General features: G+C 54.2%; 13 protein-coding genes. 5 read left to right on the forward strand and 8 right to left on the reverse strand.

Translation table 11 applies throughout. The annotated features are described in order from the left end of the window. Positions 1-3: 3 nt before the first annotated feature. Both lysA and lptM read right to left on the reverse strand, forming a co-directional pair. Positions 4-1,251 carry a diaminopimelate decarboxylase gene (gene lysA / locus ACN0UH_RS04675; protein ID WP_417660956.1) on the reverse strand — a complete coding sequence of 416 codons (1,248 nt, stop codon included), beginning with the start codon at positions 1,249-1,251 and terminating at the stop codon, positions 4-6. 9 nt (positions 1,252-1,260) lie between these two features. Next, entirely contained in the window at positions 1,261-1,386 is a 126-nt protein-coding gene (lptM, locus tag ACN0UH_RS04680) for an LPS translocon maturation chaperone LptM (RefSeq protein WP_010489282.1), read from the reverse strand. Between the two features lie 180 nt (positions 1,387-1,566). Here lptM and ACN0UH_RS04685 point away from each other — a divergent pair, with 180 nt between their 5' ends. The 4 genes from ACN0UH_RS04685 to rnk all read left to right on the forward strand — a co-directional run bounded on the left by ACN0UH_RS04685 (position 1,567) and on the right by rnk (position 3,887). After that, positions 1,567-2,610: an AraC family transcriptional regulator gene (locus ACN0UH_RS04685; RefSeq protein WP_417660957.1), complete on the forward strand. Its 1,044-nt coding sequence runs from the start codon at positions 1,567-1,569 to the stop codon at positions 2,608-2,610. A gap of 187 nt (positions 2,611-2,797) precedes the next feature. Continuing rightward, the gene (cyaY, locus tag ACN0UH_RS04690) at positions 2,798-3,130 is read left to right on the forward strand and encodes an iron donor protein CyaY (RefSeq protein ID WP_417660958.1); all 333 of its coding nucleotides are present in this window, start codon (positions 2,798-2,800) and stop codon (positions 3,128-3,130) included. Continuing rightward, the gene (locus tag ACN0UH_RS04695) at positions 3,102-3,329 is read left to right on the forward strand and encodes a DUF1289 domain-containing protein (RefSeq protein WP_417660959.1); all 228 of its coding nucleotides are present in this window, start codon (positions 3,102-3,104) and stop codon (positions 3,327-3,329) included. The genes cyaY and ACN0UH_RS04695 overlap by 29 nt, the downstream gene beginning before the upstream one ends. A 150-nt stretch (positions 3,330-3,479) precedes the next feature. Then, a complete protein-coding gene (gene rnk / locus ACN0UH_RS04700; protein ID WP_087518716.1) occupies positions 3,480-3,887 on the forward strand; it encodes a nucleoside diphosphate kinase regulator in 408 nt (135 codons plus the stop codon). A gap of 91 nt (positions 3,888-3,978) precedes the next feature. Here rnk and ACN0UH_RS04705 read toward each other — a convergent pair whose 3' ends face one another. The 5 genes from ACN0UH_RS04705 to ACN0UH_RS04725 all read right to left on the reverse strand — a co-directional run bounded on the left by ACN0UH_RS04705 (position 3,979) and on the right by ACN0UH_RS04725 (position 10,817). Next, positions 3,979-6,828: a class I adenylate cyclase gene (locus ACN0UH_RS04705; protein ID WP_417660960.1), complete on the reverse strand. Its 2,850-nt coding sequence runs from the start codon at positions 6,826-6,828 to the stop codon at positions 3,979-3,981. Between the two features lie 260 nt (positions 6,829-7,088). After that, positions 7,089-9,107: an EAL domain-containing protein gene (locus ACN0UH_RS04710; RefSeq protein WP_417660961.1), complete on the reverse strand. Its 2,019-nt coding sequence runs from the start codon at positions 9,105-9,107 to the stop codon at positions 7,089-7,091. A 139-nt stretch (positions 9,108-9,246) separates the two neighbouring features. Next, complete coding sequence (locus ACN0UH_RS04715) at positions 9,247-9,492, reverse strand: TIGR02647 family protein (protein ID WP_417660962.1); 246 nt, start codon at positions 9,490-9,492, stop codon at positions 9,247-9,249. Positions 9,493-9,701: 209 nt separating this feature from the next. Beyond that, positions 9,702-10,535, reverse strand: coding sequence for a substrate-binding periplasmic protein (locus ACN0UH_RS04720; protein WP_417660963.1), 834 nt, complete (start codon positions 10,533-10,535; stop codon positions 9,702-9,704). Positions 10,536-10,547: 12 nt separating this feature from the next. Beyond that, positions 10,548-10,817 carry a hypothetical protein gene (locus ACN0UH_RS04725; RefSeq protein WP_417660964.1) on the reverse strand — a complete coding sequence of 90 codons (270 nt, stop codon included), beginning with the start codon at positions 10,815-10,817 and terminating at the stop codon, positions 10,548-10,550. A 137-nt stretch (positions 10,818-10,954) separates the two neighbouring features. Between ACN0UH_RS04725 and ACN0UH_RS04730 the strand changes: the two genes are divergently transcribed. Further along, positions 10,955-11,626 (forward strand): glutathione S-transferase, encoded by a 672-nt coding sequence (locus ACN0UH_RS04730; RefSeq protein WP_417661109.1) that lies wholly within the window; start codon positions 10,955-10,957, stop codon positions 11,624-11,626. Between the two features lie 62 nt (positions 11,627-11,688). On the opposite strand, the gene argH is transcribed toward ACN0UH_RS04730, so the two are convergent. Further along, a complete protein-coding gene (gene argH, locus ACN0UH_RS04735) occupies positions 11,689-13,083 on the reverse strand; it encodes an argininosuccinate lyase (RefSeq protein WP_417660965.1) in 1,395 nt (464 codons plus the stop codon). Positions 13,084-13,217 lie beyond the last annotated feature (134 nt).

The following is a 13,217-nucleotide window of genomic DNA, read 5'->3' on the forward strand; positions in this document are numbered from 1 at the left end:
GGGTTACTCCGGCAGACGGCTTTCGCCCGCATAGAGTTCGCTGTATGTCTCGCGGGCACGCACTTCAACGGCGCGCTGATGATCCACCATCACTTCGGCGGCGCGACCGCGAGTGTTGTAGTTGGAGCTCATCACGAAGCCATAGGCGCCAGCGGAGCACACGGCAAGCAAGTCACCCTCAGCCAGATTCAGTTGGCGATCCTTGGCGAGAAAGTCACCGGTCTCGCAGATCGGTCCGACGATGTCGTAGTTGCGGGTCAGGCCTTCACGTGGCTTAACCGCGATAACGTCCATCCACGCTTGATAAAGCGCCGGACGAATCAGGTCATTCATTGCCGCATCGACGATGGCGAAATCTTTGTGTTCGGTATGCTTGAGGTATTCGACCTGCGTCAGCAATACGCCTGCGTTGGCGACAATCGAGCGGCCCGGCTCAAAAACCAAGGCCAGATCACGCCCGGCAATGCGTTCACGCACGGCCTTGATGTAGTCGCCCGCCAGTGGCGGCTCTTCGTCACGGTATTGCACGCCGAGGCCGCCACCGAGATCCAGATGCTTGAGCGCGATGCCGCGTTCAGCCAAGCGATCAACCAGAACCAGCAAGCGATCCAGTGCGTCAAGGAACGGCGGTAAGGTGGTCAACTGTGAGCCGATGTGGCAATCGACACCGATAATCTGCAAGTTTGGCAGTTCGGCGGCGCGGGCATACACGCTTTCGGCGTCAGCGATGGCGATGCCGAACTTGTTTTCTTTCAGACCAGTGGAGATGTAAGGGTGAGTGCCAGCATCAACGTCCGGGTTCACGCGCAATGAAATTGGCGCGCGGACATTCATCTTCGCGGCGACTTCTTGCAAACGCTCCAACTCGTCGGTGGACTCAACGTTAAAGCAATGCACGCCAACGCTTAACGCGCGCTGCATGTCTTCACGGGTCTTGCCGACGCCTGAGAAGACGATTTTGTCGGCGCTACCGCCAGCTGCCAAAACACGTTCAAGTTCGCCACGTGAAACAATGTCGAAGCCTGAGCCAAGGCGCGCCAGTACGTTGAGTACGCCCAAATTGGAGTTGGCTTTGACCGCGAAGCAAACCAAGTGCTCCATGCCCTGTAATGCATCGGCATAGGCCTTGTACTGCGCTTCAATGTGCGCACGCGAGTAAACGTAGGTCGGCGTACCGAACCGTTCGGCAATGGCGGACAGCGCCACGCCTTCCGCGAACAGCTCGCCGTCGCGGTAGTTGAAGGCGTTCATAAAGTGTCCTTATTCGGTTTGCGCTGCAGGTTCTTGTGTTTCGTCTGGCAGGTAAAGAGGGCCCTTTTGGCCACAACCTGAAAGCACAGAACTGACAGCGACGATCGCGATAAGGGCAGTAAGCAGCCGCTTCATGTGGAAATCCTTGATAAAAAACACTATTGAGCAGGAGTATACCGGCCCCCCGGCGGCTTGCCTATGCGCTAAGAATGCCAGTAGAAGAGGCGTCTGGCCTGGAGCGCCGAGCCTGCTTACGTTTGGTCAAGTCCGGGCAAGCTCGCCTAGAATGGCAATTGTTCAGCCACAGGAGTCGTGATGGATAACCTTGCAGCGCTCACCAGTTCGGTCTCGGTTGCCTATTTACAGGGGCTGCTCGACTACCTTGAACGTCAAGGTTTGCCTGTGGATAAGTTGCTTATGCAGCTCAAGCTGAGCCCGCAGATACTGAGTCAACGCGACCAGCGGATTGATGCCCAACTGTACGTCCAACTGCTTGAGTTGGGCGTCAGTACCAGTGGCGATGATTGCCTGGGCTTGCATGTCGGAGAGTCGGTTCGGCCCGGCTATTACGGCGTATTGGGCTATTTGATCATGAGCTGTGCGACTTTAGCTGATGCTCTGCATCGGCAGGCGCGCTACGCCTCACTGGTGGGTAATCTCGGCCATGTTGATCTAGCCGATGAGCCGCCGCGTGCCGGTGTCGAGGCGCAAGTTGCGCACAGTTGGCAGCCGTTGTTGCAGCCGTCCCGGCAATTGAGTGAGGAAACCCTGGCCGGCTGGATGACCTTTGGCCACTGGATTAGCGGTTTGCAGATACCTCCGACCGAGGTGCGCTTTCAGCACCGTGCGCCAGTTGATACCCGTGAGCATCAACGAATTTTCCGATGTCCGGTTCTGTTTGAACAGGCAGACAACGCGCTGGTATTCCCCAAACGCTTGCTCAACACCCCGTTGAGCCAAGCGGATGTTCAGGTGCGCAGCATGTTTGACGCATACGCAGATCGCTTGCTGACAGAAATCAAGCAAGGCAATAGCGTGCTTGATCAGGCGCGCCTGCTGTTGGTTCAGCAGTTGTCACAAGGCACGCCAGAGTTAGCGCAGATTGCCGAGCAGATGGCCATGAGTCCGCGCACCTTGCAGCGACGGTTGAATGATGCAGGCCTGTCGTTTAATCAATTGCTAGAACAAACGCGCAAGCACTTGGTGCTGCGGTACCTGGCCGACCCGGCGTTGGGGTTGGGGGAAATCGCCTATCTGGTTGGTTTCAGTGAAGCCGGTTCGTTGGCCCGAGCGTTTCGTCGCTGGACCGGGCAAAGCCCGCATGAGTATCGCGCCTCTCTCACATTTCCATTGGACTAAAACGCCAGCATTGCTGACAAGCATACAAAACAGGCGCAACACACCGTACACTTCAATGTCTTATATGATTGCAGCGCCAGATTCAGCGAAGCCGTTTCGACATGCAGGACGCACGTTTACGTCGAATTCATTACCACCGACTTCCCCAACCGTTCTGCACGCTCTGAATTTTCTGAGGTAATTTGCAATGAGTTTGACCGAAGCCCGCTTTCACGATCTGGTGGATGCTACACAGCAAGCGGTAGAAGATATTTTTGATGACAGCGACCTGGACATTGACCTGGAAAACTCAGCGGGCGTGCTGACCGTGCGCTTTGAGAATGGCAGCCAGCTGATTCTGAGCCGTCAGGAGCCTATTCGGCAGCTGTGGGTAGCGGCTAAGTCGGGTGGTTTCCACTTCGATTACGATCAGTCTAGCGAGCGTTGGATTTGCGATACCAGTGACGAACTGCTCGGTGAGATGCTTGTGCGAATCACCCAGGAACAATCGGGTGCAGACCTTGAATTCGATGAGCTCTGAGGCGCAAAGCGTCTCGCAAGTCGTTGCAGAGCCGGTGGAATCACCTTGTCAGCGCCGTTGCTGTCTGGATGATGACGATACCTGTGTCGGTTGTGGCCGCACCTTGAACGAGATTCGTGCGTGGAGCGAGTCTGATACAGCGCAGCGTTTGGCAATTTGCCAACGAGCCAGCCAACGCCTGTTGCAAGGTAATACCTGACCCGGTGGTCTTGTTTATTTAATTGGCTGTGGTACGTTCAGCTTCAGCACTTGTTAAAAACCCCGTCTTTCTGGCGGGGTTTTTGCTTTTTTAGCCTTCGTCTAAAACGATTTACTCACGATCCGTATTTCAAGGAGAACTGCGTTCACCATGAGCAGCGCACCGACAATCACCATTACCCGCCTCGACATGCAGCGGCTTGAACGCTTGCTCGACGACCTTGACGACTTTGGTCCAGGTGCTGTCGCGTTGCAGGCTGAACTTGACCGTGCAGATGTTATCGGTCACGACGAAGTGCCCGCCGGTTTAGTGACCATGAACTCGCGTGTGCACTGCCGTGAAGAGAGCAGTGGCAAGGATTACCACCTGACATTGGTGTATCCGCAGGATGCGGGTGGTGAAGGCAAGGTTTCGATTCTTGCGCCAGTCGGCAGCGCCTTGCTGGGCCTGAGCGTTGGCCAACACATTGACTGGACCAGCCCTAACGGCAAAGTACTTAAGCTGACTTTACTGGCGGTTGAGTATCAGCCGGAAGCTGCTGGCGAATACTCTCGCTAGGCGCCTCTTTGATGCTCCAGTGAACGCCGAGGCTCATGCACAGAGCCTCGGTAAGTTTTGCCTTGATCGTGTTCAAATATTTGCGGCTCGTTCAGGCATTTTGCAGGGCCATATTCAAGGCCGCTTCCAGCGTGGTTTTGTAGCGCAAATAGTGCAAGGTCTGGATCTTTTCTTCAGCGACAACCGCAGATAAATCAACATCAGTGATATAGCACGGATAACGCTCGCCACCGCGCCGTTGAGCCAGGATGTGTTGCGCCACTGCCGCGTATAAGTCGCCTGCATATTGCAGCTGTGAAAACTCTTGATGGTTGCAGTAAAGCGTCACCCGCACGCGTTTGCCGCCTGCTGGGCTGATAATCGCCTGCACGTCGTAAAACGGATGGTTTATCGGTGATTGCGGTGCTTCGCACGGGATTATGGATTTGGCCGTGCCGGGCGCATCTGGCAGTACTTGGTAATACGCGATTTCGGGCAGCGCTTGCTGCTCAGTCATGGCCGGTAGAGCATTGCGCCGATACAGCAATGACTGCAGAAAGCGTTGAATCGGGGTCAGCAGGCAGTGTTCGTCGGTAAACGAAAGGCGCTGGCGCCACAGTGCATTGTGCTCATCAAGGATGCTCAGTTCGGCCTCTGCACCATTGCCAACGATGCGATAAAACACTTGAATACAATTTGCCTTGGTGGCTGGCAAAATCAGGCTCAGGTCGTCGTTCTGCAATGCGCTTCGGTCAACGTGCAATGCACTGGCCTGGCTCTGCGCGCTGCCCAGATGCTCGACCAGTTCGGTCATGCCGTTCAGGGTGCTGTTGTGAACCGAGGCCGAACCCAACTCAAGTACGTGAAACAGCTGCTTGGTTTGTACGATGTAGCGCTGGGGTAGCGCCATGGCGTGAGTACTTTGTACCTGGGTGAATAACTCCTCCACGCGCTCGGCGATAGTCATCGCTCTGTTGCGGCAATAGCAGCGTATTTGTAAGGTCGGTGGCGCAGCATCTTGGGGGAGGCGGTTGAGGTAGTCGCGCAGGCAGTCGATTAACGCTGTTGGGCCGCTATAACGTTGAACGCTCAGCTCGTTCCAGCTATTCAGACTGATCTGGTCGATGCTCTGCACCAGGTTTTCCCTTACGCCTGAATAGCCCAGCGCATCAATGTGCTCGGTCGTCATGTGCACATTCATTCGGCTGTGCTGTTTGAGTGGGTCGATGCCTGCATTTACCAGCAGCAAAACCGTGCTTGGATGACTTTTTTTACGCAGTGCGGCTTCGCCAACTGGTGACAGTGGCAAGTTCACCGACTGGCGCAAACTGAGCAGTAGATTGGACAGTTCGGACTCAGTCAGGTCAGTGTCGCCTGGATGTAAGGATATCCGCGTGCCACTGTCGATTATCCCGTTGAAATGACTCCACGCCAGCAGCTCAACCAATTCCCGAGTGCGCTTGATAGGGGCAAAATTCGACCAGCTTTGCGCGCCTAAGCTGCCGCTAAATAATGCCCATTGTTGTTCGTTGGGCGCCTCGGGGCTGGGCGAATGCACGAGGGTAATAGTGTCTTCACCGAGATCGGGGGCGATGCCAGGATTGATAAACTCTATCTTGGCTGCCTTGCGCTCGAATGCGGCATACAGGCGTCGGCCAAGAATGGCCAGATCCTGCTGACTCACAGTGCTGCTGTCGCGCAGGTTGCGGCTGAACTGCACAAGGAAGCGATAGCTGTAGGTCAGTTCATTGACCAGCATGTGCCGCTCAGTATTTACCTGGCGCACCTTCCACTGGCTGCGACTGTCGAGTAGTACCAGCTTGCGCCGGTCCCATTGCCACTCATCACTGAGGCGTTCAAGTAGCAGACGCTGCCAGCTTTTGACGCCATTGCGTGGCGGTCGGCTGAGTTTCTTGTTGGCTTTTAGATACACGCAGCGCCGAATCAACTCAAGGCGCTGATGCTCACCACGCGCGAGCAGGTATTCCTCAATACGCCGGTAAACCACGATGTATGGGTCAAGCTCATCAAGCTCTAGTTGATTGGCGAATACCGAATGCTTGAAACGCAGCGACAAACACTCAACCTTGGGGTGTTCGCTGGCGTAAATTTCAGTCAGCAGCAGCTTCAGTACCGACTTGTAGGGCGACTTGATGCCCTTGTATAACTGCCACATGCCCGCGCCGATGAACTCGCCGGGTGGAATATGCGCAAGACTGCCCAGATCCAACACGTCTTCGCTGCGCACAAAGCGTTTCTCAAGCAGGGTTTGGGCATAGCTTTCATAGCGTGCCTCTTCGAATGCAGGCACCAGCCACCACATGGGCGTGCGACCACCGAGCCAGATGGCCGTGCGATAAAACTCGTCGAGCAGCAAGTAATGTTGGGTGGTACCGCAGTCGTCCGAGGTTAATTGCGAGTCGCGCTCGCCGATGCGAAATCGCCCAGGGTTGACCAGAAAGAAATGCACCTCGCTGCCTTGAGTTGTCGCCCAATTTTCAAGTAACGCGCACTTTTTGCGCAGTTCGCCCAGCGCTTGCTCATTGAGTTCAGGGGCGTGGCAGAGCCACAAGTCCATATCGCTCTGATCGGCCTGAGCCAGCGTGCCGAGGCTGCCCATCAAGAACAGGCCCAGCAGCGGTGCTTGTTGCTTGCCGCGCGGTGCTTTGTAGGTGAAGGAGCGGGTCAGGCGCTGCGCGTTGGCGAGCACGTCAGTTTCGGGTTCATAGCCGCAAAGACCCGCCGGAGTAGTGCTGGAGACATAACCGGGCAGCAAGGGGTGATTGACATGGAGCAGCAGCGGCAGCAGCTTCAACACCAACTGCTGACGGCTTGAAAGCGCCTGATTGGCGCGCAACAGGCGTCCCTGATTAACCTGAATGAAGCGTTTACGCAGCTGTGCGAGTGCCTTGCGGTCAATGCCGTCGTCAAGGTCAGGGCGGATTTCTTGATTAGCGGGCATGTTGTCAATCTGCGCTTAGGAACTCTCTGAAAAAGGTAGCGAGCGACGGTAGTACAAGGCAAAAAAATGCGAAAAAGCGGAGTTTAGTTGGCCTAAATGAGCATTTTGAGCAATTTTTTAACGCCGTAATATCGAGCGCAGTAGTTTTCAGAGGTTCCTTAGGGTTGCGCTTACTGGCAATAGCTCGCAAGCGATATTTTAGCCTTTATCGGCTGCGCTGAAGCTTTCTGAAGACAGCCCCCAGCGTTGATTATTCCCAGTTAAGTGTTTGCTGCGCGGTTAAGTGCAAATGCTTTTGCTTCCGGGCCGGGTAATGCTTTGGCGTATAGCCAGCCTTGTACATATTGCACGCCTGAGGCTTTCACAAACTCGGCTTGCTCAGGTGTTTCGACGCCTTCGGCAATTAGGCTAAAGCCCAGGCTGCGGCACAGGTAACAGGTCTGCCGGTAGAGGATACGGCCTTTATGCTCATTGGCATTTTCAAGAATGCTGCGGTCGAGCTTAATGCTGTCAACGTTAATCCGGCTCAGCAAACTGAGGCTGGAATACCCGGTGCCAAAATCATCCAGTAAAAAGCTAAAGCCGAGGTCTTTCAATTTCCCCATACAGCTTTCAACTCGATTGAGTTCGAGCATAAATGCCGACTCGAGTATTTCAATTTCAATGCGTGGGCCGTAACTCCCGAGGCGATCTATCAGCGTGCTGAGCATCTGCGGATCGGCCATGCTGTTGGGATCAAGGTTGATACTGACTTTCGGGGTGAAACCTTCCAGCTCCCAGTTGGCAATGTCCTCGGCCACGGTGTCGATGACGAATCGGTCGATGATGTGTGAATAGCCTGCGCGTTGGAACGCATCGACAAAGTAGGGGCCTTTGAGCACTCCGGTTTCATCGGTGATGCGCAGCAGCGCCTCAAAACCGACGACTTGATTGGTTTCGAGCGATAGCTTGGGTTGGTAGTGCAGTTGCAGGTCGCCAGCGAGCACATCTTTGATGGTTTTTTCTAAATCAATTTCAGCGCGTAAGGATTCAGACTGTTTTTGCGTATATTGTTGCTCAATACTACGGCCGATCTCGTCATTAAGTTGTACGCGTTTAGCTAACCCCTTATCGAGGTCATGGCGCTCGGACATTATGGAGAGCCGCTTGACGAAGGGTAAGTAGATACAGGTGCCTAATGTAATTAACCCGGCCTGGAGCAAGACGGTGGTAATGCTTCCGCTCGCCATATAAGCATTCAGCAGAGGCGGCGTAATCCACGGGAGTGAGTGGTCGTTGAAGCTAAAGTAACCCGTTGATATTGCTGTGTAGGCAATGCACAGATTGACCAGCGGTACGACAATAAACGGCACTATAAGTCGCGGATTAAATACGATGGGCAGACCGTAAATCAGCATCTCGTTTATATTAAATAACGCAAAGGGCGCCGCAATTTTGGCAAGGCGTCGCGATGTTGCGTCTCGCGTACCTATATAAATCGCAATGACCAGTGACAGCGTAGCGCCGCTGCCCCCGAAAATAATAAATAAATTTATAAATTGTTCCGTCGTTAGGTTAGGCGCAAGAAGGCGAGCGTCACTTTGCGTCCCGGTTAGCAATAAATAGGCATTGTCGCCATGCACACCGATCACCCAGAAGACATGAGTCAACAACGTACGCATGAACAACTGCACACTCACGTCGGCACCGTTAAAAACTGCTATCAGCGGGTCGACAATCCAGTGTGCAATCATTGACAGTAATAAACCGACGATGAATAACAAGATAAAACAAACAAGGGTCGGTATAGCGTTATTAAGGTGCTGCTTCAAGTAACTGCTTAATAGTTTGCCTTTAACCAGTTGCCAGGTTTTTATTGCGATTAGTGGGCGCAGTAAATAGGCAGCCAGAATGGGTAAAATAACTGCGCGGGGGTCGCCGAGAACGTCTGTTATAAAACCAATATTCGGGCCTTCACTTTGAGCGGGTATATGCAGGGCAAGTAAGCTGCTAAAGGCAAGGGAACACACGACCACTGCCGAGAGTTGCAAGTGTTTAGCAAAGTGAAATGACAGTGAAATAAGCGCGAGCAGTGGAAACAGCAAAGAAAGCTGGGCGCTGAATACGGTCAGCCATTGTGTGGCGTGGATAATCGGTGGGTGCTCAAGGGGGGCGGCAACAATGAGGGCAAGGATCAGTAAAATAAACGACTTTGCCAAAATGAACGGCAAGAGCGCGATGAAAGACTCTCTAATTGAGATCAGGAAGCTGCTGCCAAGCGGCTTGCGAATGTGTGACATTGTTATTATTAGTCATATCCCTGTCCAGACTGGCAGTCTAACCCATACTTTCGTTAGTGCTGTGGTTTTTCAGCACAGGTTCTGAGGGCTATGAGCGAGGCGGGGCAGGCGGAGCACGTCCGCCTGCTGAGTGCCGTGTTTAAGCGGGCTGTGGCTCGGAGAGAATCCCTAGCAGCACTTGTGTGTGTTCGACTGCATCTAACCCAAGGCTGGTCAGGTAACCGCCATCATCGAGTGAAATCAAACCTTTGGCATGTAGACGCTGAGCGGCCGCTATCGCTGCTGGCGATGCCGTGTGGTGCACTTTGAGCCCTTCTTTGGTGTTACTCAGGTTGTACATGGAGAGAATTTCGAGTTCGGCAATAAGTTCAGGGGTAAAGGCCATAAGTACTCCAGCTATTATTTTAGGAAACCGCTGAAAACTACTGCGTAAGACTTTTGGGGCAGCCCTCGCGGTGAATGACAGATGCTCAAGATGCTTTTTAGCTCAGCTCCAGATTATCTGTATGGCTTGTACTGCGTACGCTCGCTACCTTTTGTATCGACTCCTTTGTTGGGCGACGCTCAGGTTGGATCAGTGTAGCTAAGGCTCATTCAATCTGCAGCGATCTGATGATGCCAGTGGTCGAGTATCTGCTGATAGGTGCCGTTTGTGTGGATGATTTGCATACCCTTATCGAAGCGGCTGATGAGTTCCGGTGCACGCGGGTCTTTGCGGGTGAAGCTCAGGAATAGTTGGGCGTGGATCAATGTTGCGACTGGAGTGAACGCATCTTTAAATTCTGGGCGCTCTGCAATCAAGGCCCTGACGGTTCCGCGATACGCCGCGGTATAGTCGACTCGGCCGCGCTGTAGCATCAGGAATCCGTTGAGGTCACGCCTGACTGGCACGCGCTGGATGGCCGCCATTTGGTCGAACTGAGCGCCGTATTCATAACCAATGGTGACGGCAACTGATTGCCAACTTAACTCAGCAAGGCTGAGCACAGGTTCAGCCGTTTTACTGTTGGCCCACAGCAGGATGTCATCGTTGAACAGTGGGTAATGCGGTAAGAGGTATTCGCTGGCAATCTGCTTATTGGGCAAGGTATTGAAGCAGCCCATGATCTCGCCGCGCAGCGCGGTGTCCATGCACCGTGAGTACGGATAAGGCACTAACTCTATATCGGTATTGCTGGCGGCAAATGCCGCACGAACAATATCCACTGACATACCCTGAATTTTGCCATTGCGCAGTGCGGTGTAGGGAAACCAATCGTCTTCGGCACCTATCCGAAAGGTTTCCGCCTGCACGCTGTTCGGGCCGAGGCTCAATAGTAGGCATAACGTCGCGAGGGTTAGCCTGTAGCTCACTCGATTACGACCCCCATTAGCGTGATTGTCGGTGCTTGGCATTGGCCACACGTTACCGAGTGTGGCGACAACCATGGTGCACCGTCACTATTCAGGTAACTCAGGCAGTGCGCGTAAGCCTGACTCATAACGTTGCAGATTAAACGGCTGATCGGCTTCGAGCATGCTGTTGACTTCATATGCCAGCACTTGAGCCATCAACTGCAATATCTCATCGCGCTCATAGCCTACCAGCGTCAATTTATTCAAGGTTGCTCGGGCCGCTGCGGGTTCACCTGCCTCGATCTGATTTTCGACCGCTTCGATCAGGCGATCTCCAGCAAATGCCTCGTCTTCGTTGTCTTCGATATCGCTCATTTCAGTCTCGTGCGCGGGTAGTGTTTGCAGTGTGCCAGTCTGTACAAGCTTTCGCTATTCACTGCTCTGATAAGACTGGCCAGTTAACGCTTTGCAGGTCTATAACCTTAGGTTGGACAATCTGGGAGCCTGCCGTGATGCTGAAACTTTATGGATTCGCCGTTAGTAACTACTACAACATGGTCAAGTTTGCCCTGCTGGAAAAAGGCATGGCTTTTGAGGAAGTGCCGTTTCACCCTGATCAGAGTGAGCAAAGCCTAAAGATCAGCCCGCGCGGCAAAGTCCCGGCGCTGGGTACTGAACAAGGCTTCATGAGTGAAACCAGCGTTATTCTCGAATACATCGAAGAGACAGGCAGCGGTAAGTCGTTGCTGCCCAGTGAACCCTATGCGCGGGCACAGGTTCGAGCATTGATGCGCGAGATTGAGTTGTATATTGAGCTGCCGGCGCGGCTGGGTTATCCACAGGCTTTTTTCGGCATGCAGATTGCCCCTGCGCTTCAAGAAAAGTGCAAGGCAGAGTTATTGGCGGGGGTTGCCGCGCTGAAGCGTCACGGCAAGTTTGCACCCTATGTTGCTGGTGACAGTCTGACGCTGGCAGATGTGTATTTCTTGTACAGCTTTGATCTGGCATGTGCCGTTGCGCAGAAGCTGTTTGATATCGATTTGGTGGCGGATTTCCCTGAAGCTGGCAAGTTGCTCGCGCAGCTGAACGGTCTGGCGCACGTACAGAAGATTGCGGCGGACAAAGACGCCAACATGCCTGAGTTTATGGCGATGATTAAGGCGCGTGCTCAGGCGAACGCCTAACGGGTTCGTTCAAAGCCTGCCACGGGCGACAAGTAGTACCTCGCCGCCTGTGGCCCGCATGCTTAACGACTGGCCAGCAATGCCTCGCCGCGCTTAACCGCCGCCCTGACTTGTGCCGGTGCGGTGCCGCCAATGTGATCACGGGCGTTGACTGAGCCTTCGAGCGTCAGTACGTCAAATACATCGGCGTCGATTTGATCGCTGAATACACGCAGCTCTTCCAGAGTCATTTCGGCGAGATCTTTACCGCTATCAACACCGAATTTCACTGCGTGGCCGACAATCTCGTGGCAATCACGGAATGGCAGACCTTTGCGCACCAGATAGTCTGCAAGGTCGGTCGCTGTCGAGAAACCACGTAAAGCGGCTTCACGCATGATTGCATGCTTGGGCTTTACAGCCGGGATCATGTCGGCAAACGCACGCAGGCTGTCTCGCAGCGTATCGGCGGCGTCGAACAGTGGCTCTTTGTCTTCCTGGTTGTCCTTGTTGTAAGCCAGAGGTTGGCCTTTCATCAAGGTCAACAGACCGGTGAGGGCGCCAAATACGCGACCGGTTTTGCCGCGTACCAGCTCAGGTACGTCCGGGTTTTTCTTTTGCGGCATGATCGAGCTGCCGGTGCAGAAGCGATCCGGCAATTCAATAAATTGAAACTGCGCACTGGTCCATAGCACCAGCTCTTCCGAGAAGCGCGACAGGTGCATCATCGCAATACTTGCCGCGGCGCAGAATTCGATGGCGAAATCGCGATCGGACACGCCGTCCAGCGAGTTACCGCCGACGCTGTCAAAGCCCAGCAGCTCAGCAGTCATCTCGCGCTGAATCGGGTAGGTTGTCCCGGCCAGTGCAGCCGAACCCAGCGGCATACGGTTGGTGCGTTTACGGCAGTCAATCAAACGCTCGTAATCGCGCGACAGCATTTCAAACCAGGCCAGCAAGTGATGGCCAAAGGTGACTGGCTGGGCGGTTTGCAGGTGGGTGAAGCCGGGCATTATGGTTTCGGCTTCGCGTTGTGCCTGCTCAAGCAAACCTTGCTGCAGGCGCGTGATTTCACCAAGGATGATGTCGATCTCATCGCGTAGCCACAGGCGAATGTCGGTTGCGACCTGATCATTCCGGCTGCGCCCGGTGTGCAGTTTTTTGCCGGTGATACCAATCAAGTCGGTGAGGCGGGCTTCGATGTTCATGTGTACATCTTCGCGCTCGATGCTCCAGTCGAACTGACCGGCTTCGATTTCACGCTGAACCTTGCCCAGGCCCTCGATAATGGTGTCGCGCTCTGCTTCACTGAGCACACCGACTTTGGCGAGCATGGTCGCGTGGGCAATCGAGCCCATGATGTCGTGGCGGTAAAGGCGCTTGTCGAATTCGACAGAGGCGGTGAAACGGGCGACGAAGGCGTCGACTGGCTCGCTGAAGCGGCCGCCCCAGGATTGGTTGGTCTGTTCAGTGCTCATGAGTTCGCTCGGCTGGTGCGCTAGTTCGGCCAGAACGCAGCCACATATGCTCAAAGTGATTAAACAGGCAGCTTGGAGGCGCCTGAAAGCAGCTTGAAACAGCGGGTCGCGACCGGCGTGACGGATACTTGGGT

Source organism: Pseudomonas sp., assembly GCF_048265905.1.
Classification (GTDB): Bacteria; Pseudomonadota; Gammaproteobacteria; order Pseudomonadales; family Pseudomonadaceae; genus Aquipseudomonas.

What these genes read in the sequence shown, in the direction of transcription:
- lysA (WP_417660956.1), bottom strand. Translation starts at nt 1,251, where the DNA reads ATGAACGCCTTCAACTACCGCGACGGCGAGCTGTTCGCGGAAGGCGTG.
- lptM (WP_010489282.1), bottom strand. Translation starts at nt 1,386, where the DNA reads ATGAAGCGGCTGCTTACTGCCCTTATCGCGATCGTCGCTGTCAGTTCT.
- ACN0UH_RS04685 (WP_417660957.1), top strand. Translation starts at nt 1,567, where the DNA reads ATGGATAACCTTGCAGCGCTCACCAGTTCGGTCTCGGTTGCCTATTTA.
- cyaY (WP_417660958.1), top strand. Translation starts at nt 2,798, where the DNA reads ATGAGTTTGACCGAAGCCCGCTTTCACGATCTGGTGGATGCTACACAG.
- rnk (WP_087518716.1), top strand. Translation starts at nt 3,480, where the DNA reads ATGAGCAGCGCACCGACAATCACCATTACCCGCCTCGACATGCAGCGG.
- ACN0UH_RS04705 (WP_417660960.1), bottom strand. Translation starts at nt 6,828, where the DNA reads ATGCCCGCTAATCAAGAAATCCGCCCTGACCTTGACGACGGCATTGAC.
- ACN0UH_RS04710 (WP_417660961.1), bottom strand. Translation starts at nt 9,107, where the DNA reads ATGTCACACATTCGCAAGCCGCTTGGCAGCAGCTTCCTGATCTCAATT.
- ACN0UH_RS04715 (WP_417660962.1), bottom strand. Translation starts at nt 9,492, where the DNA reads ATGGCCTTTACCCCTGAACTTATTGCCGAACTCGAAATTCTCTCCATG.
- ACN0UH_RS04720 (WP_417660963.1), bottom strand. Translation starts at nt 10,535, where the DNA reads ATGGTTGTCGCCACACTCGGTAACGTGTGGCCAATGCCAAGCACCGAC.
- ACN0UH_RS04725 (WP_417660964.1), bottom strand. Translation starts at nt 10,817, where the DNA reads ATGAGCGATATCGAAGACAACGAAGACGAGGCATTTGCTGGAGATCGC.
- ACN0UH_RS04730 (WP_417661109.1), top strand. Translation starts at nt 10,955, where the DNA reads ATGCTGAAACTTTATGGATTCGCCGTTAGTAACTACTACAACATGGTC.
- argH (WP_417660965.1), bottom strand. Translation starts at nt 13,083, where the DNA reads ATGAGCACTGAACAGACCAACCAATCCTGGGGCGGCCGCTTCAGCGAG.